Here is a 25,822-nt window from a genome sequence, read left to right on the forward strand (position 1 = left end):
TCGTTCCCCCTTTCCTGTGATTCATAAATTTTCAGCATCATACAAGCCTGTTCGGATGGAATATGGGGGATCGGAACAAAAAATGTTTGACAAAATGTTTGACATTTTTTCAAATTCCGTAATAGGTTTTACGGAACGCAATTTACAACCAAAAACGCCCACATCTTCCCGTTTTGCCAGTACCGCTGCCTTTTCCCACGCACGTATGCACAAATCTGCATAAAGTTGCATAAAATTCCCGCTTTTCCGTCACTGTTTCCCGCTGCCCGCTGCCCCTCGCTGCATGGCTCCTATACCATTTTTACACCATTCCCATGCGGTTTCCTGCGCCCATCCCATACCTTCCCACGCCCTTTCCACATCCCATCCATTCCATCCTCACAGCCGATCACATTCCTCTGTTTCATGCAAAGTTGCCTACGTTCTGCATCTTTCCCGTCCGTTCTGCCGTTCCTCGCTGCGTTCCCCCGCTGCCGCACCGTTCCATGTCATCGTCCGCCGTCTGCCCGCCCTTTCTGCCTGCCGTTCCGCTTTCCGTCCTTCCGTTGTTTGACACCACCTATAGCAGATGCCGCCTGTCAGCAGCAGGGAGGGAAGCGCACCACCTATACCTGACATCCATATCGCAGGAATCATCCATCCCTGACATCACCTATACCTGACGTCCTCTGCGTGGGAACGCACCACCTATAGTTGATGCCAGAAAGAGGGGAAACGCACCACCTATACCTGATGCCGTTGCCGCTGGGGTTCTGTATTCCTGACACCACCTATAGGAGATGCAGAACCGGCAATAGGAGAGGGCAGAAGCACCGCCTATACCTGATGCTATCCATACCGAACAGACACCATCTATACCTGATGCCCATGCCACGGGAGTTCCTGATCTCTGACACCACCTATAGCTGACGTCACGGACAGGGCAACCGCACCAACTATACTTGATGCTCTCTGCGTGGGGAATGCATCACCTAAACCTGATGCTATCTACAAGACGGACGCATCACCTATACCTGACGTCACACACGCAGGACAGCGGGCAGACGCATCATCTAAACCTGATGCCGTGCCCATGGGATGCCCGCAGCTTCCCCCTGCCTCCCTGCTGGATGCCGCCGGGGCGTACCCTGCTGCCGACATCACCTATAGGAGATGCCAAAGAGCGTGTACGGCGTTCCCTACCGCTTGCAGACATGGCCTGACATCACCTATAGCAGATGTACGGATGAGTTCTGCCTTGCACCGCACCATCTATAGCAGTTGCCCTAATGCAGTTCCCCTTGCTGCGTGCCGTTTCCTTGTCGTCCTTTTTGTCCGCTGTTTCTGTCTCCGTGGCAGCAGACAGCAGCTATAGCAGATGTCGTGGAGGGACGCTCCTCCGCAGCCTGTCGTCCGAAATGAGAGGGCGGTTCTGCCCGCATCACCTATATCAGATGCCGCAGTGCTCGCAGTGCTGTTCCTCCGCACTTTGCTGTGTCCTTGGTGCTGTGAGTCTGCCCTTTGCCCTGTCCTTTGTGCTGTAGGCCATCATTGATAGCAGATGCCGGCAGTTTCGTTCTCTGTGAAGCAGGCGGAAGGAGGCGGAGATAAGTGGAAACGGTGCAGGCCAGAAGTCCATGCAGGGAGTCTGCTGCCGGACAGCGGGTTCAACTGCCTGCTGCAGAGAGGGAGGAACAGGGCAGCGGGGGGAGTGTCCTGTCATGGGAAGAGACACCTGTCTCAGATACACCGGTGTTGTTCTTCATCCCGCCTGTCGGAAACCATGTGATTGTAAAAGACTGCTCGTTCTTACTTACTCAGTGAAAACCCAAGAATTTGAAATTCGGAACCAGGGGCCGAAAATGGTAGCCAAAGCGACGGGAAGGAGGGGGATCTGCCATATTGGTGAGAAAGAAAGGAGCGGATTTTGAAATGGGGAAATTTGTGTGCGGGGACTGCATGGAAGGGATGGGGGAATATCCGGACGGGTACTTCGACCTGGCCGTGGTGGATCCGCCGTATTTCAGCGGCCCGGAGCGGAGACAGTATTATGGGCGGAAGCTCAGCTCAATCGGTGTCCAGCGGCTGTATGGCACATTGGATCGCTGGGAGGTGCCAGGGGAGGAGTATTTCCGGGAACTGTTCCGGGTATCGAAGCACCAGATCGTCTGGGGCGTGAACTATTTCCGCTATCCCTTCGGCCCTGGGCGGATCGTGTGGGATAAATGCAACGGGGCTTCCAGTTTTTCCGATTGTGAGCTTGCCTACTGCAGCCTCCATGATTCTGTCCGATTGTTCCGGTATCTGTGGAACGGGATGTTCCAGGGGAAGAATATCCGGGAGGGCTGGATCCAGCAGGGAAATAAGGCGAAGAACGAGATCCGGATCCATCCCACCCAGAAGCCGGTCAATTTGTACCGCTGGATCGTGCAGACGTATGTGAAGCCCGGCTGGAAGATTCTGGATACCCATGTAGGCAGTGCCAGCAGCCTGATCGCCTACGAGGAAGCAGGGCTGGACTACGTGGGGTTCGAGATCGACGGTCAGATGTACGGGATGGCAGTAGAACGGCTGCGGAGGGAGACGGCACAGTACCGTCTGCCGCTGGGGGAAATGGTATGAGAAGAAAGATTTGAAATTACCGAAAATTTGTTGTATAAAGGGAGAAAAGGGGGTGTGCCAGATAGGAATTCCTTCTGAAAATGTGAACGCCGGAATTCAGGGAAATGCGGCTGCTCTAATGAAAGGAATACCAATAGAACATTTTGGTTTACGTCTTAGGTCTTCGAAATATGGGCATCAGCTATCCAAAGATAATTTTGCTGTTTTTGACAATCATAACACACCAGGAAAAATACGACGGAATCCTGAATATTTTAAAGACCCCAGTATGGATGAATATACCGACCAGTGGTGTAAGGACATTATCAAATAGTTTTGCTTGCCCGCCCTCCATTACAGCCTTTGGTCCTGAATGGGAAATATTTTGACTCAGTTTGCAGTTTTACATATGAAAGTCACCTTCTTTTTGTGTTTTCCGCTGAGCTATATCTTACTCGGCAATACCGTTCATTTGGAGACATCTTGTAATTAGATCGATCTCTATTTTTCCGAAATGAGCAGACCTCAAAGCATCTGCGACTTTTTCTGCGCTGATCGGGAACTCGTCTGTAATGTCCTTAACTGCAACCACATCTCCGTTTCCTTTGACATATTCCTGTGCAGCTTTTACATTCTTAGCCCGGACTGCGACTTTAAAGCAATTTTTCCATCATCCAGATAGAGCATATATTTTTTCATGTTCTTTTCCTCCTGCTTTTCTATACTTTTAACAGTATGTCTGTCTCATTACAGACGTTATCATAACAAAGATCCCTGCGGGCCAAGAGTTTGCATACAATTCCGGGAGGGGAGAAGAATATGAACTGATAAATATTAGCCAATCGTTCTGGCATGAGTCCTTAAGAGATAATAATTAGATCTGACGGATCTACTCTGATTTTGAGGGTTAGAATCCTATTGAAACAATAGGAACCGTTTTGAAGTAAAAATACACAAAATAAAGAACCTTTTTTTTGCGTGAAAATTGATATTTGTCATCAAAATGCTGAAAATGCATTTTTTGATAACAAATATTCTGAAATAGCGAAAGATTTTTAATTTTCATGCGTCTATATAATAAAGAGAAATAAAACAGAAAAAGTAATTATGCACAAAAAAGTTCATATCAATTATTGTTGTGCAAATAAATATTTTAAAATTCATAAAAAGTCACAATAATAAGAAGTAAAAAAATAAATAAATGACAAATTAATAAAATATAAGTATAATAACCGTAACATAACTAATAAAAGAGAGGCGGGGATTCCAATGGAAAAGAAAGTAGTCGGAAAAAGCTAATTGATATTCTATTCAAGCCCAAAGAGGCAGCAATCAAGCACAAGTCTGCCCCGTGCCTTTATGCATAAAGCAGAATGAAGGAATGTTAGGGCATAGGCCCAGTGAGAACTGATAGGGTAAGCGAATGGATAACCATTGGCAGAAACACATTTACCAATCATTCCATCCATTTATGAACGATGATATAAAACATTAAAAATATATCGGGAGATATATTGACAAATTTCAAATATTGAGATAGGAGGAGTAGTAGTATGAAGAAATGGAATATAGGTTGGGGAACAGTAGCAAATTGTAATATGCAATGTCAGTTTTGCTATAGCAAAGAAAGAAGGAAAACAGAAGAAAGTCTGAGGTTATCTGATTGGATAAAATTTGTGGATGAAAACAATCAAAGAATAAATACAATTAATTATGGAACAGGTGAAAATAGTTTGAGCGATAAATGGTTTGAACTAATTAACTATGTACGAGTAAATTATCCAATGATTCGTCAGGCACTAACAACTAATGGATATCTGAGTGAAAGAATTAAAAACAAAGAGTTGTATCGCATAGTCACAAATTCCATTGATGAAGTAGATGTCTCTTTAGATTTTTCTACTCCTGAAGAGCATAATACTTTTAGAGGAACCAATGGTGCGTTTGAATGGGCAATTAATACATTAAGCTACTGCAAAAAAGAAAATAAAGATGCAACCATAGTTTTTCTTGGAAGTGAAGTTAATCTTATTAAAGAAAATATAAAAGGACTTTTTGAAATTGCTGAAAGATATAATGCGAAATTACGTATGAACTTATATCGACCTACTGAAGGAATTAATACATTAAGTAAGAGATTCATTCCATCCTATGAAAGGATACTAGACATTTTACAATATATATCTAAGAATTATGAAATTTTGTCATTAAATGATTCCTTATTTTCGGCAATTTTAACAACACAATCTTTTATTGATCCATCAGGGATAGATAGTTTGCGTATTTTAGCTAATGGGGATATAACACCTAGTACATATTTAATCCAAGATGAATATGTAATTGGAAATATTAGAGAAGATCCTTCATTAAAAAATATTGAGAATAATATAAAAAATATAATTTGCAATATATTACCTGATGAATGTGGCAACTGTATATTAAAAGATCGATGTAAAGGTGGTGTTATAGATAGAAGATATTTATGGTATAATAATTTAGAACGCAAGGATCCTTATTGCCAGGGCCCCTATTATGATAGAAGTTTATTACCACAACAACTTGTTTTGTCTCATAAAAAATTTAGATCTGTACATGATGGTTATCTGCCAACAATGTTTTTTATAAACAAGAATTAAGGGCTAATGATATTATTGTATCTGTTTTATGTTCTATTCGAATATTTGGCTTATTGTATAACTTGCTTCTTTAGTATCTTCTTTAGTATCGGAAGTTTCAACTTTTAGTGACTAGAATATTAATAGAAGAGTGAACTACCACAGACCGTAAAGGTCTGTGGCTTCTGTTAAAAGGTTCACCAGACTCAGGGTTTGGAAACAAGCCCTACGATATTCAGGTCACGACACCTCCGGTTGACGTAACAGACCGTTGCTCTGTCGTACCCAGGTTAAGTTAGGTCAGAGTAAGCACAGCCTTGTGATGGGTATGCAAAAAGCCTGGATATCATTGTCGAGTTGAAGTCGGAAACGGCTGCATGGTAACAGTGCAGCCCAGTACGCATTACCTGCCATCAGGCAGAGTATCTATAAGGAGGGACTTATCTCAATGGTATATGTACTTTCCAAAGACGGCAAACCGTTGATGCCCTGCAGCAATGTCATTGCAAGACTGCTGCTGAAACAGGGAAAGGCGAAAGTCCGGAAACGGCAGCCGTTCACCGTCAAATTGAATTATGAAACAACAAACTACACACAAAACTTAACCTTGGGCGTAGATACCGGAAGCGGGACCTTCGGCACTGCCGTAACACGGGACAATGGAGAAATCGTGTATCTGTCCGAAGTAACCGTCCGGAATGATATTACCGATAAGATGACACAGCGTGCCATGTACCGCCGGAACCGGAGATCCCGGAAGACCCGGTACCGGAAAGCACGGTTCCTGAACAGGCGGAATTCCATCCGGGAAGGGCGGTTCAGCCCTACCATGCAAAGCAAACTCCACAGCCATGTAAAGGAAATCGAATGGATCCGTTCGATCCTGCCAGTTAGAACCATGGTGTTTGAGGCAGGCCAGTTTGACACACATCTGATGAAGAATCCGGCCTTTGCGGATCCAAAAACCCGCCTATGGGGTTACCAGAAAGGTCCGAACTACGGGTATGCCAACACCAAAGCCATGGTTTTAAACCGGGATGGGTATACCTGCCAGTACTGCCACGGCAAAAGAAAAAACAGCCGTCTGGAAGTCCACCATATCCAGTACCGGCACATGGGTGGTTCCGATGACAGTGACAATCTGATCACCTTATGCCGCTCCTGCCACAAGGACGTGCATGACGGGAAGATTACATTGCCAAACGTTGGCAAAAAGAAAGGGACGCTCAAATACGCTACCCAAATGAACAGTATCCGGAAGCAGCTGTCACTTGCTTATCCAGAGGCGGCAGAGACTTACGGGTATGTTACAAAAGAAAATGCCCAGCTTCTCGGGATAGAAAAACGGCACTGTCTGGACGCCTGTGTCATCGCCACACAGGGACAACCCTTCACGGTAAAGAGCCTCCTGTACAGGAAGAAATGTATTCCAAAAGGGGACTTCCAGCAGACAAAAGGCGTCCGTTCCGAACAGCCGGTAGCCACCGGAAAGATTGGCGGGTTCCAGAAGTTTGATAAGGTCCGGTATCTGGGAAAAGAGTACTTCATCAAAGGGCGCATGTCTTCCGGTTATGCCATCCTGATGGATTTTGAAGGTAAGAAAGCAGATTTTTCCCATATGCCAAGGGGACAGAAGACACCAAAACTGTCCCGGATGCAGCGATTGGAGACACGCAGCTCATGGATGACTACCGCAGAAGCGGGCATTCAAAATACAGCCTGAAAGTCCACCTGATCTTTGTAACAAAGTACCGGAAGAAGTTATTCAAGTCATGCAACCGTGCGGATGACGTGAAGCAATACTTATACGACGCTGCAAAGAAACGGGGTTATACGATACTTCAAATGGAAACAGACAAAGACCATGTGCACATCCTGCTGGAATACAGACCCAAAGTGCCTGTATCGGAGATTGTAAAACAGTTAAAGCAGGACAGTATTTACCAGATGTGGATGCATCACGGCAACTATTTATCCAGGCAGTATTGGAAGCACCGGATCTTATGGTCCGATGGATATTTTGCCTGCAGCATTGGTCAGGTGTCGCAAAAGACAATCGAGCAATACATTCAAAACCAGGGATAAGTGAACCAGGACGCCGTGTATCCATACGCCTAAAGGCATGTGGTTTTACGGCTGGTAATTTATAAAAACTCCTTTGAAATGAATTAGCAATGGTCAATACCAGATTTACTCATTGCCTATTCAATCTACTTGGGATTTTACATGAACAATAGTTCAACATGCATAAAACGATTACTGCGAATGAGAGATGGTTGGCTGATTGACTTATTTACGGAAGTTTAGTCTTAGAAAATTGAGGCCAGACCTATTGCCAAATTCATTCTAACAGCTTAAGCAACAAGAAAGGGAATTCCTTACTGGCTGTAAGGGGTATTAAACATAAATATATTGTAGTAGAGAAAGGATGCATTTATGAATATTCTAATGATTTCTCCAGACTATCCTCCATCCTATGGTGGAATTGGTACACACGTTTATCATCTTACAAAAAATTTAAGGAAGCAAGGACATACAGTTACTCTTTTTGTAACGAGAGTAAATAAGGAAGATTCAATCTATAAAAAAACACATATTACTAGAAAAAATGGAATAATAATAGTGGATATTCCTAATAAGTTTTATGACATATCAGAAGTCAGAGCACTGAAGTTAGGAAACTACTATTCTAAAGAAATAGCAATTTTTTCTCTATTCGGTAATATATTGACAGATATATTAATGTCTTTCCCCCTAGAAAAGTATGACATTATACATATTCATGATGGATATGCAGCTGCTGCAGGAATAATATTAAAAAATTATTTAAAAATTCCCTTAATCACTACTATACATTCAATGCATGCATCAAAAAAATCTATTAAATACTATCTGAGAGAATATTTAATTAATAATTCGGATTCTGTAATAGCCGTAAGTCATTATCTGAAAGATATGATATTATCTAATTATCATATTTCAGGAGATAAGATTAACGTGATATATAATAGTATAAATGTAAATAGATATATATCTTCAAGGGAAAAAAATTTTTCGTCTCAAATTACTTTTTGTGGTAGTTTGGAAGAAGTAAAAGGAGTTGTATCTTTAATAAATGTTTTTTCACAAGTGTTAAAAGAAATTAATTACAAAAAAATTGTTTTAAATATCATAGGAAGTGGATCTTTAGAAGAAGAGATACAGTCTTTAATTTATTTTCTAAAGCTAGATAAAAATGTACATTTGTATCGTAATATCAAGAATACAAAAGTATTAGAGATTTTTCAAAGATCTAATTGTGTTGTAATTCCAAGTTTACAGGAATCTTTTGCTACGGTGGGCTTAGAGGCAATGTCTGTAAAAACAGCACTTATTAGTGCTAATGTTGGTGGAATGAAAGAAATGGTGATACATGACGAGACGGGATTTCTATATGAAGTTAATGATGTTAGCCAAATGAAGGGATATATTATAGATCTATTAAAAAATCCCAAAAAGGCCGTTGAATTTGGAAAAGAAGGATATCAACAGATTTTAAAAAATTTTACATGTGAAATAAATGTCGAAAAGTTACTAGATTTATATCGAAAAGTAATAAATAACGAACAAGTAAAATGTTAAAAGGTACAAAATAAAATGATGAATTTGATCAATTTAATAGGCGCACATGTATTATTAAAAATAGATGAAAATTACAAATTGGAAAGGCATGATCTATTAATACAGAATAATACAATAGTAGCATTTGATTATCATAATCAATCAATACCTCAAATCAATATGGAAAAATGTACTTTCTTTCCAGCATTTTTTAATCTTCATTGCCATTTAGGTGAAAGTATATTCAAAAATATTTCAGGAAAAAATTGGACTTTAGATAAATATTTAAATTATACCAATAAAATAAATCAAAACATGTCAGTTGTAAGGCGACAAGCGGAGTGGGAAAAGAGCTCCTTAGATACAATACTAGCCTTAAAAAAAGAGGGAACAGTAGGTTTTTGTGCGGCACGTTCAGCAGAAATATGTCAAAAATATTCATTTAATAACATGTCTGGGTATCCAATAATGAATAGCGAAAAGCTAATTGAATATAAAGAAAAGGGCATAGAAGGATTTACAAACTATTATAAAAAAAATCAAAATGAGTTATGTAATGTAGGTGTATTTTTTCATTCTTTATATAAAAATGATTTGGATTCCCTAAAGTTAGCATATAAATGTTTGGAGAATAACGCAAAATTTCTTTCAGTTCATATATCCGAAGATGCTTATACGCGAAACCAAGAACTAAAAGCATATAAGAAAGAACCGGTTTATATATTAGATGATTTTGGATTGCTAAATAACAATACAATTTTGGTGCATTGTGGATATACATCAAAAAAGGAATTAGAGTTGATAAAAAGGAGAAATTCAGTTATTGCAATATGCCCTATTTCCAATTTGTTTTTGAATACACAGCTTGCTGATCTTAATTATATAGAAGAGCTAGGAATAAACTGGTGTATAGCGACCGATGGCCTTGCAACTGGAAGAACGTTTTCTATGATAAAGCAAGCTTTGGCTTTAAAGATGAAATATCCTTTTTTATCATATGAAAAATTATTTGAAAAAATGACAGAAGCTCCAGCTAAATCATATAATAAATGTAGCTTTACTGGTCGAATAGAATTAGGGACACAAGCAAATTTCTTGGTAACGAAAAATATCTTTAAAGATGAATCCCATTTTTTTTATAATTTATTTAAGGGGAATTTGAACTTTATGCTATTTCATTATTAGATGGATAGTAATTAAAAAATTACGGAACCAATAATTTTAACAATCTATAAATTGATTTGCTATTTGATAAGCAAATGATTAATAACAATATTAATAGTAGGTGTATAGAGATGATTTTAAAATCAGATAAAATAGATAAAAAAACAGTGTTACTTATTAATTTGCCGAGTGACTCTATAAGAAAGCCAGAAGAACATTGTGGCATTGCTTTTTTGGCATCTTATCTTTTATCAAAGAAAATTGATGTTCAAATATTAGATGCATATGCTGAAAAAAAAGATATTGCATACTGTAAAATATTTATTAATAATTGGATGAGCAAAAATACAGATAAGCAACTATTTTGTGGGATATCGCCTTTTGTTACAAGTTACAATTATTTCGTAGAATTAGGCGCATATATAAAAAGGATAAACCGTCAATGCTATTTATTTGCAGGAGGCCATTTTGCGTCTTTAAATAAGGAATACTTGATTAAGAAACATAATTGGCTAGATGCAATCATAGTAGGTGAAGGGGAGATTTCATTATACGAACTTGTAATAAATCCGCTCAATACAAATATAGATGGAGTATATAAAAGGAACTTTGAACTAGCATTTTCTCCTAGAAGAAGAATTCTAAATTTGGACTCTTTACCATATCAATTAAGATATTTAGATAAAGAAAAATTGCATGGCCAGCCTTATGCTATCACAACGAGCAGAGGATGTTATGGAGAATGTAGTTTTTGTAGTATTTCGTGTTTTTATAAGCTAAATAGTCCTAAAATCAAACAAACTTTCAGAAATGCTAAGTCAGTATCTGGTGAAATACATAATTTGGTAGATAAGTATAAAATAAAAAAGTTAAAAATTGTGGATGACAATTTCTTTAGAAATAATTCGAATAACTTTTTACGAGAATTAATAGAATTAATATCAGATTTGGATATATCCTTCAGGTTATCTGCAAGACCTAATGATATTACGGAAGAAAGAGCAAGTTTGCTTAAACAATTAGGGGTAGTAGTAGTTGCTATTGGAGTAGAGAGTGCAGATACTGATTCTTTACGCTTATTCAATAAGGGGGTTGGAATTGAAGTAAGTGAAAAAGCGATATCCTATCTGCGAAAAAATAAAATAACATGTTTGGCTAATTTTATTATGTTTAATCCAATGATTACCCTGGAAGGATTGAATGCAAATTGTGAATTTGTCGAAAAACATATTGAAGATTGTATATTTCATAGAATTAATTCACATTTGTGGATAAGATCTACAGATCCTATTGCAGATATTCTTATTAAAGAAGGGGTATGTAAACGAAAAGGCTTTCCATATTTAGAGTGTCAATATAGATCAGAAGAAGTGATTAAAATAAGAAAATATTTTGACCAATGGTGCAACAGTAACATGGAAGAGTATTATGAGTGTGTAGATATTTTAATGGCCCAAGGAACTCAAGGGAATGATTGCCAATATCAAAAATATAAACTTATGATTGTTAAAGATGTAGAAATTTTAAAAACACTGATCGTCTTTAGCCTTGAAAAAAAAATAGATACAATGGGAGAAGATTATATCATTAAGTGTATCAATGAAAATAATTTCTACATCGGAGTAAATAATAATATTGGAAAATTATTAGGGCAATTAGTTACAGTTATAGTTGATCGTCCTTTAGGTACTTTGCACCCTAAGTATAAAAACATATATTATTCCATTAATTATGGATATGTAGAGAATCTTATGGCTCCAGACGGTGAAGAACAAGATGCATATATAATGGGAGTAGATAAACCATTGAAGAAATTTGCAGGCAAAGTTATTGCAATTATTCATCGAAAAAACGATGTTGAAGATAAATTAGTAGTAGCTCCTATAGATAAAGAGTATTCTAAAAAAGAAATTGAGAATGCTGTTTGCTTTCAAGAAAAATTTTTTGATTATGAGATTGAAATGTAGGAAACATCATAAAGTTCACACCCTATTTTGAAAAGGGCACCATAATATTCATTCCGGAGTATATTTATCAGCCAGTTTCGGGAGAGACAGGCAGCCTTTATAAGCTTGTTCTTCAATCCGGTAGGAATCAAAAATCCCTTGGACCACCTGATTGGTTGACTTGCCGATACCAGATGACCACTTCAGGAACCTTGCCTTATCCCATTCGCTGTACAACTGATGGTTGACAGGCATATTCTGAACTTTGCAAAAAAGTTCAGAGTAAAGGATTGTGCTTATAATATGCCGATCCTGGAAATGAAGATACTGGGACAAAACTTGGAAATCAATGAGTTTGTTCGAGTAGTCCGGAAAAATACTGGACAGCCTTATTCCAGAACCAACGGATTGTCGGAAACATGACGACCAACCAGTTGGAGGAGTACCGGGGGGAAGGTAGAAGAGCTGTCAGGCTACGATTTCTCTTACTACAATATCAAAACCCTGCAGGAAGAAATGAGCCGAAACCTGGTAAAAGGAGTTGAAGACTGCATCATAAAACTGTTCGATGAACTGTTCTACCAGCACTCCTACGACAATGACTTAAGCAAAAACATCCACTACTATAATGGCTGGAAAACCAACAAGAGCTGGATCATTAACAAAAAGGTGATCCTTCCGTGGATGCAGGCATGGAATTCCATCTTTGGAACGTACCGCCCAACGACTTATAAGGTCTTGGGCAAACTGCGGGATATGGAAAAAGCCCTAAACTACCTGCGCTCCTGTGTGGAACAGGTGGAGTGCGTGATCGGGTACAGCAGAGTATTCCGTCCGGAAGCGGACCTGTCCGGGATTTATGAAGAGCGGAGTGCTTTGTTGACTGCGATTGCTGCCCTGGAAGAGGTTCAGAGCAATCGAGAAGCTGGAGCTATGTGATTGTCAGGGCGAGACAATGTGCTTTAAGAAAAGGACGGGAATTCCCGTCCTTTCGCTATTTCCCAAATAAGTCGCTATGGCTTCCAGTTCTGGGCAAAATCAATAACCAGTCGGGAAGTGTATATTACGCGTGAATAGATCATTGTTCACGGATAAATAGATCACTTGTCACGGAGATTTAGGTCACCGATCTCGTCTCCGAGATCAGTGATCTAAATCTTCGTGTTTGCTTTATTGTGTCCAAAGGCAGCTTATAAAGTTTCATTGTAGCATCTGTGGCTATGCCGCCTGGAGAATGATTTTAACACTCCCCAGAACGGCCTCCGTTTCAGTGATATATTAGTGCCGGCATAGACATTCGCCTTTCTTGCGCTAATGACTTCCGGCTCAAGGTGCTGGATATCCTTCAGTAATTCATCGATTAACTCGCAGAGTGCGGTGACGGCTTCACAGGAATCAGCGCAGTTAACCTCGTCCAACAGGGGCATAGATAGTGCTATCAGCCATTGTCACTCACCCCGCTTTCTTCATCTGAAAACGCGTGGCGCTTTCTCATGGAAATACGGCCTTTGACCTCAATACTGTACTTGTTGTTGATGATGCGGTCCAGAATGCCTTCGGCGACGGCACTGCTTTCGTCTTCGGCCCGGTCACAATCAATGCGGTAATACCAGTCATCTACATCATACTGGGTACAGAGGATCAGCGCCCCTTTCTGGCTGCAGGCGTCAATCAGTTCCAGAAGATCATAGGCTTCCGATTCGGGAAGTGGTCGGAGAAGCCACTCGTCAATGATCAGTAGATCAAACCTGGCATAGGCCTTTTTCACCTTGTTTTGTGTATTCAGACTTTTGGCGACCGCATATTCATTCATCAGATCAGGCATACGGACGTAGCGGACCTTATAGAGCTGCCTGCATGCAGCAACTCCGAGCGCGTTTGCGATATAAGATTTTCCCGCGCCCGTTGCTCCCTTCAGGATTACATGGTGGTTGTCACGGATATACGCGCAAGTTGCAAGCTTTGTGATCAGCCCTTTATCCAGTTCACGGTCTTCATGGTACTCGATCGCTTCCACACAGGCCTGGCTTTCACTGAGTTTGGCTTCATGGATCCGGCGCTGGATTGTGTTTTTTCTTCGGGAAACGCTTTCTGCGTCTACAAGCAGCGCTAAACGTTCCTCAAAGGAGAGTGTCTTATAACGCTGTGGATCTTCCAACTGTGACTCCAGTTCCCTGGCCATGCCGGGAAGCCTCAGGGCACGCAGCTCTTTGACGGTTGTGAGGTCGATCATTTTTCATCGCCTCCTTCCCGGAACTGTTCCGCACCACGGGTAAATCCCCGGCTCCGGTGGCGATTCGCCCTTTGGGTAGATGGTTGATCTGTCTTCGCATCTTTCTTTACCGGGGATTTCAGCAATGCCTGAATCCCGCGGATGGAAGGATCACCACTGAACAGAAGGATCTGACGGCATGCCTCTTCGATCCGCTCAGCTTTGTATCGATCTGCGTATTTTTTCAGGCTGATGCAAGACTTAAAGCCTTGCTCAGGAGCTTTTCCGGATTCCAGAAAAAAGCGGACGACTTTTTCTGTATTGGGGCCGATCGTGGAGGCCCAGGACTGGAAATCATCCTTGGTATAGGTAAGATACTGCCGATGGTTCTCCGGCATATGCGAAGTTATCATGACTGGATCCCGCTTACGGCTGACCTCTCTTGGATGGACAGCTACCCGGTTTCCGTGAAAAAATACCTCCACTGTATTGCGTGTTACGCGAACGCTGACGGATTCGCCGATCAGGTCATACGGAACCGAATACTTGTTTAATCCGTCTGTAACAGTATAATCAAGAAGGACTGTCTGGTCTGACCAGACGGACGGCTCGTATGGATTGACAGGGAGCGGCTGCATGAATGCTTTCTCTTCATGGATATAAGCATCGCGGCGATTCCCTTCCCGCTTTTTAAAGGGATAACCATTGAGTTCTTCCAACTTTTCAGCTACAGCCTCTTTTGCGTCTGCCAGAGAGAAAAATGTTTCATTTCGCAGCGCTGCCAGGATCCATGTAGAGGCATAAGAGACACTGCTCTCGGCATGGCCCTTATCCTGTGGATGGCGGACGCGCGCGGGAACGATTGCGGTACCATAGTGGTCAGCAAGCTCTGAATAACTGCGGTTAAGGACCGTTTCCATACGGGTGTTTTTCAGCACACCAGTGCGGAGATTATCTGGGATCGTCAGCCTGGGTACGCCACCGAAATATTCATAGGCATGTACATGGCAGAGCAGCCAGTTTTCAGATTTCATGTCATTGCAGAGTTCGGCATAGACATAGCAGCTGCAGGGAAGAACTCCGACAAACAAGTACGCAGGAACTATTCCCCCGGTAATGGGGTCTTTGACCGGCAGTGTCCCGCCAGCCCAGTCCACTTCCATAGCATCTCCGGGTTTATGGTGGATCCTCATCGTGGCTTTGGATTTTTTCGCCCATGCCCGGTAAATGTCACAAAACTGTGTATACTGGTATGGGACGCGCCCAACATTGGAGCAATTAGCCTGATATTCTTTCCAAAGCAGTGTCAGGTTCACTCCTTTTTTTGCCAGTTCACGGTGGATCCAGGCACAGTCCGGTTCCAGATAAACGTTTGCTTTTTCCTGCCGTTCCGGATAAAGCAGGACATAAAGCTGTGAATTTGTCACCTCCATTCCAAGTGGCCATCGGATCCCTTTCTCATCAGCAAGCCGTTCTACTTCTCTTACAGTATTGCGGGAGCTGTGCAGCGATCCGGCGATCTGAGTGATGTTGTACCCAAGGCTCTGGAGCCTCAGGATTTCGCGATAATCTACCATGATCATCGTCCTCCTTAAATGATAGTCACACGAAAGTGTGCCATCCTTATTATAAGAATGACTTTGATCGCCGACTATCCCTCTTCGAGATCAGTGATCTAAATCTCCGTGGAAGGTGGTCAGATTGACCGTGAGGGATGGTCAGTTTATCTGTAATATACACCCAACGGATGAATCCGTAATATAGGTAATTGCGAAACTCCTTCGTAAACTTGAAGCAAAACAAGGAAAATTCGTACAGGGAAGGAGTTTTGGAATGAAAAGTGGATAACCGGATATTTTAGGCGCACTTTAATAAGCTATCTGCTTTATGAAAGTGGTAAGTCCTATGCTATGAGTGGCTTTAAGCTTTGAAGTGCTATAATAAAGTTGTAACGGAAGTGGCTAATAAGATATACTAAAAACAATAAGAAAAGAGGTTCTTATCATGCCACAGAATTACACACCAGAGTTTAAAAAGAAGATTGTCCGTCTCCATGAGGAAGAAGGACGCACCTATAAAAGTATCACTGCAGAGTATGGCGTATCAAAAGCCAGCATCTCCAAGTGGTGCCGTGAATTCAGCGAAGAATGCCAGACAAGCCCGGAAGCAAAAGAAGAATACGATTATATGAAAGAAATGCTCAAGCTCCGCAAAGAGAATGAAGAACTCCGTAAGGAGAATCTCTTCTTAAAAAAAGCGGCGGCATTCTTTGCAAAAGAAATCGATTAGAGGCTTATCGGTTTGTTGAAAAATATCAGAAAGATTTTGGGCTGCGCTGGCTGCTGCGTCGGTTGAATATTTGCCCTAATGCTTACTATAACTACCGGAAACACCGGAAGGCGGATTACTATACCCAAAAATCTATGGTACAGGCGCAGATCCGAGAGATTTACCACGAGCACAATGGGGTGGATGGATACCGAAGCATAACCGTTTATCTGGCACGCAAAGGCTTCCATTACAGTCCGATAACCATTCATAAGTATATGAATAAAGAGATGGGGCTGTATGCGATTGTACGTCCTAAAAAGCCAGAATATATACACGGGAAGCCACACAAGGTATTTGAAAAATAAGCTGGCTCAAAATTTTACTGCTGAGCGGGCAAATCAAAAATGGTGTACAGATTTCACCTACCTGTTCTTGAAAAATGGGGAGGTACGTTATAACTGCAGTATTCTTGATCTCTATGACCGCAGCATCATTGCGAGTATAACGGACCGTTATATCACATCAGAACTTGCCATCCGTACTTTGCAGAAGGCCCTGGATTCGCAGCCGATGAGGAAAGGAGAAGTACTCCTTCATAGCGATCAGGGGGCACAGTATACATCGAAAGCATTCGTTGAGTATTGTGAATCCGTTCATGTAACACAAAGTATGAGTAAAGCCGGATGCCCGTATGACAACGCACCAATGGAACGGTATTTCAATACCTTGAAGAATGAATGCACAAATCTATATGAATTTCGTACCGAGGAGGCACTCTATCAGACGGTGGAGGAATTTGCATATGTCACGTATAATCATGTGCGCCCTCATAGTTTCAATGGATATCAAACACCATATCAAGCTCGAATTGCATAAATCGATATTTTTTAGCCACAAGTGTTACAAAAAAGCTTGACCACAACACACTCCCTGATCTGCTCGGCCCATTCCCGTATCCGGAACTGGGCGGCAACAATAGACGTTTCTGATTTCATAGATTCACCTCATTTCAACCATGTATCAAAAGTTAAGTACTAAACTTTTGATACCCAATAATAGAATTTGAATCTATTATCCCATACATGGTCTGCTTTTTCGAGGTACGCACTACCTACCGTTTACGAATGATCTGCGCTCAAAATATGAATTGAAATAGAAAAACTCTCCATATCAATGGGGTTCTCCGATTTCCCTTGATATGGAGAGTTTCATTTTTATATCGTAAACGTCAAACGGCAAGGTACTTACTATTTGGCGTTCACCAATATTAGGTAGACATATATAACAAATTATTCAAACACCCCACTTTATTTTGAGCACCTATTTTTGTTTATTAAAACAATAATTAACCTATATAGAAATACAGTGACTTCCGCTATTGAAGATAAAATACATATCGAGTAAATGTTTAATTTCTCTAATACAAATAATAGAATAAGTCCACATAATTGAATAATCATACCTATAACATTAGAAAAATTTGCATATTTCGATAACCCCATTGGTACCATAACTGGAAAACACAAAATATATGTTGGCAATATAACAACCATAATTGGTAATAAACATCTTAAAATATTTCCGGCAAACCCATACTCTTTTCCAAATAAAAAAATGCAAATTGGATTAGCAAAAATAAAGAGCACGATTGCTCCTATCATAATAATTGGCATCACAATAAATAAGAGTTTTTTTACTAATCGAAAATTTTTTTCTCTTATCATGTAGGGATACATACTATCAGCAATCGGAGAAGCGCTCGTTTTACTTAATGAAACAATTTTATCAGCCGAGGTATAATATCCAAGCATCGCAGATGAGCCATATATATAGCTTAGTATGATTGTATTTAAAGCCTGATATACTGTTGACGCAATCCTCGATACAAAAAAAGGCAACGTTTCTTTAATATGTATTAATAAACTGCTCAGTTGCACTTTTCTCATAACTATTTTATAATTTTTCCATAAGTCAAAATATGTGACAAGAACAGCCATTGTATTTCCTAAAAGATTGATTAATGGTACCTTATAATAATCACTTTCTTCTTTTATAAACAAAAAAATTAAGCACATAAAAACGACTTTTATTAATAGGGTTCTATATGTTATAACTTTCATTTTCTCTATACCTCTATAGAAAAAATCCGGAAGAAAAGCATTTATTATGTATGCTGCCAAATATAACATATAAAACCCGAAATCATTATTCATTGAAGAATTAAACGATACGTAGATAGCAAATATTATTGTTACTAATATTCCAAGTCCTATCTTGGCTACTGTAACTGAAAAAAGTAATTCTTCAATATACTTCTTGTCATTTTTGTGCTCAACAACCTTTTGTGTGGCCGAAAGTATGAATCCTAAATCCATAATAATAGTGACATAAGACATATATGCTAGGGCAATTCCAGTTTTTCCATAAGCCACTGCACCTAATACTCGCGTCAAATAAGGTACTGTTACCAAACTACACAATTGTGTCGAAAATGTTAGTAAATATAAAAAAAATGTATTGCTTAATAATTTTTTATCTATATTTATATGTATTTTTCGCATAAAACACTCCTTTTTCCTCTTTTCAATATGATTTACAGCCCGTTTTTATCCTTCGTAAAAGGCTGATACCAAAGCTAACTACATCTGGAAAACTCTTGAAAATAGAAAAAAGCAGTTTGTATAGTGGTTTTGTTAAGTACGATTTTTTCTCCTGTATAAATGATATATATTGCAATTTACATTTTTTTTCTTCATTTCTCATCTTATAATATTGCCATATTACACTTACTAAAAATATTCTTTGTGCTTTTAAGAAAAATTCCATATCTTTTTCTTTCTTAAAAAAAGCTATTTGTTCAGCCGATGCATCAATAGAATCTTTCACTTTTTTGAGAGAGAAATTATGTGTAATACTTTCTGAATTCATAAAGTAATAATATAAATTCGCATTAATATATACACTTTTTTTTGCATTATAAATAACTTTATAAGTCGTATACATGTCTTCATGATATTTTCCTACTGGGAAACTAATACCGTTAAATATCTCTTTTTTATATAGTTTATTTGGCGCTATAACCTCCCTTTCAGATCTAATACTAATTGCCCTTCTCTCCATTTCTCTTCCTGTCAATACATCCACTTTTACATGTTTATATTCTTCTTCGCTTATCTCAGACATTTTAGAGAATCTTACATGTTCAGCATAACATATATCAGCATTATATTTCTTTATATTTTGATATAGCAATTCGACAGCCTGCTTATGTACTAGATCATCTGAGTCAATAAATATTACATAATTGCCTCTCATAATTCTCATTCCACAATTTCTCGCATCAGACAAGCCCCCATTTTTTTTGTGAACAACTCTAATTCTTTTATCTTTTTCAGCATATTGATCGCAAATTTGGGGCGAAGCATCTGTAGAGCCATCATCGACTAATATAACTTCTAAATCTTTATAGGTTTGTTCTAGAATGGATTCTAGACATCTGGCCAAATATTTTTCAACATTATAAACAGGGACTATTATACTAATTAATTCTCTCATATTTTCTCCCTTTTCTATTTACAATCCATTCTCTTTGAAATATAAATCTGCTTTTTCTATTTCCTTTTCAATAATTACATCTATATTTTTGTACTGTTCCCATATTCTATCCCAATCTTTAGCTTTATATTCCTCAATGCTTGAAATTTGAAGATCTGTCATCCCCACTAATTGTAATAAACTTTCGATTCTTGTATTTCTATCCAAACTTCTATATGCTACTAATTTTTTCTTAAAAAGAAGACTAAGTGCTATGCCATGAAAAGAATTTGTAACAACATACTCCGCATTTCTTAATAAATAGAGGAATTCTCCAGGCCCAATATCATCCATCAAATAATCCGTGTTCTTGTCTTTGAATGCATTATATTGAATTGTAATACACTGCACTTTACTTTTATTTTTAATTTCTCTAACTAATTCATCTGACAAAGGCTGCATCCCGATAGCATAAAGTAATATATATTTTGGCGGTGTTTTTATAGGAATCTCATATCTTTTCCATTCATCTACCGAAGTTAAAAACACTGGGTCAATGTTTTGCACCGATGAAATATTCATTTCTTGTTCTAAAAGATCTTTTGCCGATTTTTCCCTTACACTAATTCCTTGAAATCTTTGAATATTTTCAGAAATAAATTGAATTGATTGCTCATCCAATTTGTCCTGCCCTATACTTGCAGCATATGATAATTTAAGTGCATTATTATTTACAAACCCAAAGAAAAAAGCTTTATCATATTGAGTATTTATTGGATTCCAAATTTGATCACTTCCACATATATATATATCGTAGCTTTCCTTTAAATTTTGTAAATCTTCGTAAGTATAACATGTCTTTGACAATTTAAGGTAATTCTCAAATTTTCTAAATGCATCAAATCTTTTCTTATATCTTTTTCCTACAACTAAATATTTAAGCTTCGTTTTAACTTTTTTTCTTTCATTTTCATGATTCTTTTCATAAATATCTGTAAGATATTTGGGCCGGTAATTAATAATTGTTATATCATACCCTCTTTTTTCTAAATATTTATAGAGCGATAACGCCTGTAAACTTGCTCCATAATTTATTGTGCAATGCATTGATAATAAGCCTATTTTTTTCACTTGTCTCACTCCCAATCTATCTCGTATACTTTTTTACCTTATTAATAATTTTTTCAGGGAAAATTTTTTTTAAAACTCTCCTTGAAAACTCAAAAAGTTCATGTGTGTGCAAACAGACCCGAACATGATTTTTTACTAAATCCTTATGAAAGACTTCTTCCATGGCTTGATCAAAGTTTTGACACTCTCTGTATTTTCTTAAAAATTCTTCTCTCTTAGCATTTTTTTTAATAGGACGCTTCAGCGTACCTTGGGCATTGAATGGTTCTTCAACTGGTCTTTTATCCGCGTATATATATTTATTCATAACAAGGTCTTCGAAAAACTCTTTACCTTTTTGAGTATTAATCATAATGCACGAAACATTTTCAGAACCATAACTCACTTTGGGTTGACATGTTCCCAAGCCATAATAATCGCTCAATGCAATATCTGCCACTCTTTCTTGTTTAGCATATCTACAGTTATAACAATTTTCTCTTAAACTCACATTTTTATGAAAACCAAATTGGTAAACGTCATTATCTTGAACATTTTTTTTATAAAATATATTTCCCTGTTTATCTGACATAGTAAAGTAATATTTACTTGTACCAAATTTTTCATCTCGGAATTTGATATAAAATGCCTTCTTCTTCTTATTCTGCTCAACCTTTTTTATGTGTTGGAGTAAATATTCTTCTGGTGCCATACCGTGACATAACACTTCCACTAAAACTATACTGTCTTCTGCCCTTATATTCTCAGCCAATTGCTTTACTGCAGCCACTTGGCAGGGAGTTCCAATAAACAAAATTTTCTCTTCTTTACTAACTAACTCTTTTATTCTTCTATATACCCCTGTTAAATCGCTCCAGACATATTTGGAATTAGCAAACTTGTCTATTTCTTTTCTAACATTTGTAATAGAAAATTTAGCTTTGTGTTCTGCATTCATATAGCAACCGCAAACATAAAGGCCATGCTCAATTGCATATTGGTATAAAGCAAATGCGATCCCGCCCGAAGCAGATTTTCTTCTTTGCTCTTCCTCAGTATGCCACCCTGCATATACCTCTTTTATTTCATGGGTTTCTATTTTATTATTAGCAGGACATAACTTCTGACATTTGCCACAAGAAATACATATATTCTCATCGATATATGGGTAGGCAACCCCTTCTTTACCTATAACTTTAGAAATACATTGTTGAGGACATACATATTCACACAATCCACATCCTGTACACAGTTCTTTCTTACATATATCCATTTCTCTCACCTTACTCCACTAAGTTTATCAACGGAAAAATAATATCCGAAAGTTCAATTTGTATCTCCGCCATATGCATAAACAGGTAAAACGCATGTACTTCTTTTGCCAAAATTAATATACTAATCCCAATAATAATAATTTTTATTCCCTTAACGTTACTAGAAATCAAAACTATCATTTCAAATAAAAGACAAAGAATTGGAATTGTAATAAATCTGCTATACACCGCACCTTGTACAAAAATCCCCGTAATCAATCCACAATATGAAAACACATGTCCAGTTATTAGGAATTTATATATATTTGTTGCATAACTTTTCTTTTCAAGTACTTTTCCCTTTACAGTCATATTAAACATAAGAATATTTGCTAAAAACAGAAAAATATATATTATCCGCTGTGCCAAATAATAACTTCCTGAAGAAGCTATTGCATATTCTGATTCAGTATCTCTAAAATATGAGTATGCCTTCTCTGTAATGTTTCCAATAATTTCTCCAAAAATGTTACCCGACATTCCTTGGAATATTGTATATAGAAAAGATATTCCTAAAACAACTACCAACATAGAACACAATATTAGAATATTATGTGTATTTCTGACATCTTTTGCAAATTCAACCAATATTCTTACCCCAATATAAATGATCATAGTATCATGAATAAATACCGGAGCTATATAGCAAAGATAAGTCCATATATTTCTCTTATTATTTATCAAGTCACGATATAATGCATATAAGAAAATTATAATAGCAATAATATTTCTTCCTGAAGAATATACCAAAGACCAATCTATGGTCAGAAAAGCTAACCCTATGAAAAGAAGCTGTCCCCAACCATTTATACTATTTTTATAACAAAAATCTGAGGTTAAATAGAGTACTATTCCAAATGTTATAAAACCACATATAGCAGAAAAGAAATATTTTGAACCAAAATTCCCTAAAATCCAAAACCAAATATCTATCAAGAATAGATTATTATAATTCAATCCTAGTGTTTGACCAAATGGTTTTCCTATATATGTCTCAATATATATCCAATAATTTGTAACATCACACAAACTTAACGGCCTAAAATAATAGCCTACAATACCAAAAATAATTGCCAATAAAAAAAAGGCTGTTTTGGAACGACCTTTTATTGCTCTGCATAATACCAATGGTATTGCTGCTATCGGCGACAGCAAAAAGACTAAAATTAATAGTACTGCCCAATAAAAATTTTGAATATTATGTTTATAAATCTTCATCTTACCATCTAAACTTTCGCTTAATTTCTAATTCAAATTAAAATATACCAATTTTCAAATTTACCTTCTCACAAAGTTGCTTAATGTTGGATAAACATATTTAATTAAGGCAACATAAATATGTATATTTCTATGTTTTATTAGTGTAATCAATAATTTTTTATATATATTCATTTTTTCCCATTGCAAACACTGATAATCTGCCCTATCAATTTGTTTTGATAATTTTCTAACATATCTTATACATTCAAAATAATTTTGTTGAGCGTTTGCAATTTTAAGTGTTTTCCAAAAAAGCACACTAATCTTTCTCCTCATCATTTGTTGCTTAAAATATTTACTGCAAACATACTCCGGGAAATAATCAACATAATACTTTTCAATGGCTTCTGAGCATTTATCTAATTCATAACTTATTGGATAAATATTCTCTTTTTTTGATTTCACTTTCCATTGTCGATACAAATATAATTCGTCCGGTATAACTCGTATTTTATCTGCTTTAGATATATATTCAATATTAAATAACCCATCTTCATTTTTTCTAATTTTTTTATTGAATCTAATATTACATTTTCTAAGCATTTCCATGCTATAAAGACCGGCCCAAACACTTCCAAAAAGAATTCCTGTTAAAGTTCCATCATCAATAATCTCATTAAAAATATCCTTTACATCGTATGTTCCACTTCTCATTCGCATACTTTTTTTAATTGTATATCCATTATAATAATAATTATATTGACAAAAGCATGCTTGAATTCCATTTGTCATTCCGTCAACTAATCTTTCGATGAATGTAGGTTCTATTTTATCGTCTGCATCAATAAAACTTATATATTCTCCTTTCCCTTTTTCAATACCTATATTTCTTGTATCAGATACTCCTGTATTTTTTTTTGATATTACAGTAATTTTGTTGTCTTTTTTTTGATAGTGGGCACATATCTTATAAGAATTATCAGTAGACCCATCATCAATTAGTAAAATTTCTATATTCGAATAAGATTGAGCAAGTATGCTCTTTATACAAGCTTCTAAATATTTTTCGCCATTATAAACTGGCACAACAATCGTAACTAGTTTTTTTTCTTTCATTTCATCCTCTTTTATTGTAGAGATATATAAATATATCTCATTCTTTTTTTTATAATTTTTTCAGAAAATTTTTCTAAGCTCTGTTCATTAATTACTTCTTTTCTATTCTCTGGACTACGCAAAATGTCTACACCATTTTCTATACTAAATAGAACATCGTTGATTCTTTTTTGATCAAAAAGTAAGTTTTTGTTTAAAATCAAATCACGATTTCCCCTAATATCTGAGGCTATACAGATTAAATCACTAGCCATTGCTTCCATTAGTGCCACTGACAACCCTTCTCTTTTAGATGGGAACACAAAAATATCTGCTATTTTGTATATCTCCGCGACATCTTGCCTGAACCCTAAAAAAATAACCTGTTTTTCTACTCCTAATTCTCTTGCAAGCTTTTCAAGATACCCTCTTAAAGTTCCCTGTCCTACCAGTAAATATTTCACGTTAGATTGATGTAATTTAACCAGCGCCTTAATAACGATCTCCTGGTTTTTGTTTTTATTCAGTTCCCCTACAGACAATAAAACTGTGTCGTCAGGACTAATTCCAAATTCTGCTCTTTTTTTCGGTATATCTACTGTTACATTTCTGAACTTTTCTACATCAATTCCCACACCTGGAACATATTCCACTCTTTTCGCGTGAAATTTTCTTTTTGCTCTATGATAGTCCTCTTGATTAATGGTAATCAGCACATCTGTAAATCTTGAAAGGAATTTTTCAATTGGATAATAAATCAGCCAATTCTGAATCGGTGCGCCTTTATAAAAATGGAATCCATGCGCTGTATAAATCACCCTCGTATTTGTTTTGTGTCCCACAAGTCTTCCTACTACACCGCCTATCGGAGAATGGCAATGAATAAATGTATAATGATATTTTCTTGCCAATTTCAGTACTTGTTTATATGCTTTCCACTCTTGATTTAATTTCATAACATTTCTTTCAAAATCAATTTGAAAATAATGTACTTTCATTTGGCGTAACTTTCTTTTAAGTTCTTGTATTCTCTCTTCTGTCCAGGCACTTCCTTTGTCAAAATTACAAGCAACGTGTACTTCATATCCCATCGTCTGTAGAATCTCTATATTCGAAATATTAAACTGACCAATCATTGATGCTACCGATGCAAGCATTAACATCTTCTTCATCACTTATGTA

22 protein-coding genes and 1 pseudogene are annotated in these 25,822 nt (G+C 37.5%); 11 read left to right on the forward strand and 12 right to left on the reverse strand.

What is annotated here, in order from left to right:
• Positions 1-21: 21 nt before the first annotated feature.
• Both B5E64_RS18005 and B5E64_RS17830 read right to left on the reverse strand, forming a co-directional pair.
• Positions 22-231, reverse strand: a complete 210-nt coding sequence (locus tag B5E64_RS18005) for a hypothetical protein (RefSeq protein WP_162610148.1) — start codon at positions 229-231, stop codon at positions 22-24.
• Positions 232-417: 186 nt separating this feature from the next.
• Positions 418-618 (reverse strand): hypothetical protein, encoded by a 201-nt coding sequence (locus B5E64_RS17830; RefSeq protein WP_140398840.1) that lies wholly within the window; start codon positions 616-618, stop codon positions 418-420.
• 972 nt (positions 619-1,590) lie between these two features.
• Here B5E64_RS17830 and B5E64_RS06115 point away from each other — a divergent pair.
• The 3 genes from B5E64_RS06115 to B5E64_RS06125 all read left to right on the forward strand — a co-directional run bounded on the left by B5E64_RS06115 (position 1,591) and on the right by B5E64_RS06125 (position 2,914).
• Entirely contained in the window at positions 1,591-1,803 is a 213-nt protein-coding gene (locus B5E64_RS06115; protein ID WP_087167651.1) for a hypothetical protein, read from the forward strand.
• An 81-nt stretch (positions 1,804-1,884) separates the two neighbouring features.
• Positions 1,885-2,601 carry a DNA methyltransferase gene (locus B5E64_RS06120; protein ID WP_242960103.1) on the forward strand — a complete coding sequence of 239 codons (717 nt, stop codon included), beginning with the start codon at positions 1,885-1,887 and terminating at the stop codon, positions 2,599-2,601.
• Positions 2,602-2,611: 10 nt separating this feature from the next.
• The gene (locus B5E64_RS06125; RefSeq protein WP_087167652.1) at positions 2,612-2,914 is read left to right on the forward strand and encodes a hypothetical protein; all 303 of its coding nucleotides are present in this window, start codon (positions 2,612-2,614) and stop codon (positions 2,912-2,914) included.
• Positions 2,915-3,031: 117 nt separating this feature from the next.
• On the opposite strand, the gene B5E64_RS18010 is transcribed toward B5E64_RS06125, so the two are convergent.
• A complete protein-coding gene (locus B5E64_RS18010; RefSeq protein ID WP_162610149.1) occupies positions 3,032-3,172 on the reverse strand; it encodes a hypothetical protein in 141 nt (46 codons plus the stop codon).
• Positions 3,173-4,133: 961 nt separating this feature from the next.
• On the opposite strand from B5E64_RS18010, the gene B5E64_RS06130 reads away from it, so the two are divergent.
• The 7 genes from B5E64_RS06130 (at position 4,134) to B5E64_RS06170 (ending at position 12,844) form a co-directional block, all read left to right on the forward strand.
• Positions 4,134-5,216, forward strand: a complete 1,083-nt coding sequence (locus tag B5E64_RS06130; protein ID WP_087167653.1) for a radical SAM protein — start codon at positions 4,134-4,136, stop codon at positions 5,214-5,216.
• Between the two features lie 427 nt (positions 5,217-5,643).
• Complete coding sequence (gene iscB, locus B5E64_RS06135) at positions 5,644-6,918, forward strand: RNA-guided endonuclease IscB (RefSeq protein WP_087167654.1); 1,275 nt, start codon at positions 5,644-5,646, stop codon at positions 6,916-6,918.
• The gene (gene tnpA / locus B5E64_RS06140) at positions 6,876-7,280 is read left to right on the forward strand and encodes an IS200/IS605 family transposase (RefSeq protein ID WP_087167736.1); all 405 of its coding nucleotides are present in this window, start codon (positions 6,876-6,878) and stop codon (positions 7,278-7,280) included. The genes iscB and tnpA overlap by 43 nt, the downstream gene beginning before the upstream one ends.
• Positions 7,281-7,631: 351 nt before the next feature.
• Entirely contained in the window at positions 7,632-8,816 is a 1,185-nt protein-coding gene (locus tag B5E64_RS06145) for a glycosyltransferase family 4 protein (RefSeq protein ID WP_087167655.1), read from the forward strand.
• Positions 8,817-8,831: 15 nt separating this feature from the next.
• On the forward strand, positions 8,832-9,980 hold the full coding sequence (locus B5E64_RS06150) for an amidohydrolase family protein (RefSeq protein WP_087167656.1): 1,149 nt from the start codon (positions 8,832-8,834) through the stop codon (positions 9,978-9,980).
• A gap of 110 nt (positions 9,981-10,090) precedes the next feature.
• Complete coding sequence (locus tag B5E64_RS18740) at positions 10,091-11,926, forward strand: radical SAM protein (RefSeq protein WP_162610150.1); 1,836 nt, start codon at positions 10,091-10,093, stop codon at positions 11,924-11,926.
• A gap of 444 nt (positions 11,927-12,370) precedes the next feature.
• Entirely contained in the window at positions 12,371-12,844 is a 474-nt protein-coding gene (locus tag B5E64_RS06170) for a DUF4942 domain-containing protein (protein WP_087167660.1), read from the forward strand.
• A gap of 499 nt (positions 12,845-13,343) precedes the next feature.
• On the opposite strand, the gene B5E64_RS06175 is transcribed toward B5E64_RS06170, so the two are convergent.
• Positions 13,344-14,138 carry an ATP-binding protein gene (locus B5E64_RS06175; protein ID WP_087167661.1) on the reverse strand — a complete coding sequence of 265 codons (795 nt, stop codon included), beginning with the start codon at positions 14,136-14,138 and terminating at the stop codon, positions 13,344-13,346.
• Positions 14,135-15,694 carry an IS21 family transposase gene (istA, locus tag B5E64_RS06180; RefSeq protein WP_242960104.1) on the reverse strand — a complete coding sequence of 520 codons (1,560 nt, stop codon included), beginning with the start codon at positions 15,692-15,694 and terminating at the stop codon, positions 14,135-14,137. Before istA ends, B5E64_RS06175 begins: the two co-directional genes overlap by 4 nt.
• A 427-nt stretch (positions 15,695-16,121) precedes the next feature.
• Between istA and B5E64_RS06185 the strand changes: the two are divergent.
• Positions 16,122-17,264 (forward strand): annotated as a pseudogene (locus tag B5E64_RS06185) (IS3 family transposase).
• A gap of 431 nt (positions 17,265-17,695) precedes the next feature.
• Here the strand turns inward: B5E64_RS06185 and B5E64_RS06190 are convergent.
• From B5E64_RS06190 to B5E64_RS06220, 7 genes are read right to left on the reverse strand one after another with little or no spacing between them, the layout of a single operon-like run.
• A complete protein-coding gene (locus tag B5E64_RS06190; RefSeq protein WP_087167663.1) occupies positions 17,696-18,949 on the reverse strand; it encodes an oligosaccharide flippase family protein in 1,254 nt (417 codons plus the stop codon).
• A 22-nt stretch (positions 18,950-18,971) separates the two neighbouring features.
• Positions 18,972-19,943 (reverse strand): glycosyltransferase, encoded by a 972-nt coding sequence (locus tag B5E64_RS06195; protein ID WP_087167664.1) that lies wholly within the window; start codon positions 19,941-19,943, stop codon positions 18,972-18,974.
• 18 nt (positions 19,944-19,961) lie between these two features.
• Entirely contained in the window at positions 19,962-21,053 is a 1,092-nt protein-coding gene (locus B5E64_RS06200) for a polysaccharide pyruvyl transferase family protein (RefSeq protein ID WP_087167665.1), read from the reverse strand.
• A 16-nt stretch (positions 21,054-21,069) separates the two neighbouring features.
• Positions 21,070-22,305: a Coenzyme F420 hydrogenase/dehydrogenase, beta subunit C-terminal domain gene (locus tag B5E64_RS06205; protein WP_087167666.1), complete on the reverse strand. Its 1,236-nt coding sequence runs from the start codon at positions 22,303-22,305 to the stop codon at positions 21,070-21,072.
• Between the two features lie 10 nt (positions 22,306-22,315).
• A complete protein-coding gene (locus B5E64_RS06210; protein WP_087167667.1) occupies positions 22,316-23,563 on the reverse strand; it encodes an EpsG family protein in 1,248 nt (415 codons plus the stop codon).
• Between the two features lie 60 nt (positions 23,564-23,623).
• Positions 23,624-24,661: a glycosyltransferase gene (locus tag B5E64_RS06215; protein WP_087167668.1), complete on the reverse strand. Its 1,038-nt coding sequence runs from the start codon at positions 24,659-24,661 to the stop codon at positions 23,624-23,626.
• Between the two features lie 11 nt (positions 24,662-24,672).
• Complete coding sequence (locus tag B5E64_RS06220; protein WP_087167669.1) at positions 24,673-25,812, reverse strand: glycosyltransferase family 4 protein; 1,140 nt, start codon at positions 25,810-25,812, stop codon at positions 24,673-24,675.
• Between the last annotated feature and the right edge of the window lie 10 nt (positions 25,813-25,822).

This window comes from Drancourtella sp. An12, from assembly GCF_002160935.1.
Lineage (GTDB): Bacteria > Bacillota > Clostridia > Lachnospirales > Lachnospiraceae > Sellimonas > Sellimonas catena.

Bases quoted from the DNA above. Each gene is read 5' to 3' on its own strand.
- B5E64_RS06210 (WP_087167667.1), bottom strand. From the start codon at position 23,563: ATGAAGATTTATAAACATAATATTCAAAATTTTTATTGGGCAGTACTA.
- B5E64_RS06150 (WP_087167656.1), top strand. From the start codon at position 8,832: ATGATGAATTTGATCAATTTAATAGGCGCACATGTATTATTAAAAATA.
- B5E64_RS06130 (WP_087167653.1), top strand. From the start codon at position 4,134: ATGAAGAAATGGAATATAGGTTGGGGAACAGTAGCAAATTGTAATATG.
- iscB (WP_087167654.1), top strand. From the start codon at position 5,644: ATGGTATATGTACTTTCCAAAGACGGCAAACCGTTGATGCCCTGCAGC.
- B5E64_RS06190 (WP_087167663.1), bottom strand. From the start codon at position 18,949: ATGCGAAAAATACATATAAATATAGATAAAAAATTATTAAGCAATACA.
- B5E64_RS06205 (WP_087167666.1), bottom strand. From the start codon at position 22,305: ATGGATATATGTAAGAAAGAACTGTGTACAGGATGTGGATTGTGTGAA.
- B5E64_RS06220 (WP_087167669.1), bottom strand. From the start codon at position 25,812: ATGAAGAAGATGTTAATGCTTGCATCGGTAGCATCAATGATTGGTCAG.
- B5E64_RS18740 (WP_162610150.1), top strand. From the start codon at position 10,091: ATGATTTTAAAATCAGATAAAATAGATAAAAAAACAGTGTTACTTATT.
- B5E64_RS06195 (WP_087167664.1), bottom strand. From the start codon at position 19,943: ATGAGAGAATTAATTAGTATAATAGTCCCTGTTTATAATGTTGAAAAA.
- istA (WP_242960104.1), bottom strand. From the start codon at position 15,694: ATGGTAGATTATCGCGAAATCCTGAGGCTCCAGAGCCTTGGGTACAAC.
- B5E64_RS18005 (WP_162610148.1), bottom strand. From the start codon at position 231: ATGCAACTTTATGCAGATTTGTGCATACGTGCGTGGGAAAAGGCAGCG.
- B5E64_RS06145 (WP_087167655.1), top strand. From the start codon at position 7,632: ATGAATATTCTAATGATTTCTCCAGACTATCCTCCATCCTATGGTGGA.
- B5E64_RS17830 (WP_140398840.1), bottom strand. From the start codon at position 618: ATGTCAGGTATAGGTGGTGCGCTTCCCTCCCTGCTGCTGACAGGCGGC.
- B5E64_RS06175 (WP_087167661.1), bottom strand. From the start codon at position 14,138: ATGATCGACCTCACAACCGTCAAAGAGCTGCGTGCCCTGAGGCTTCCC.
- tnpA (WP_087167736.1), top strand. From the start codon at position 6,876: ATGGATGACTACCGCAGAAGCGGGCATTCAAAATACAGCCTGAAAGTC.
- B5E64_RS06215 (WP_087167668.1), bottom strand. From the start codon at position 24,661: ATGAAAGAAAAAAAACTAGTTACGATTGTTGTGCCAGTTTATAATGGC.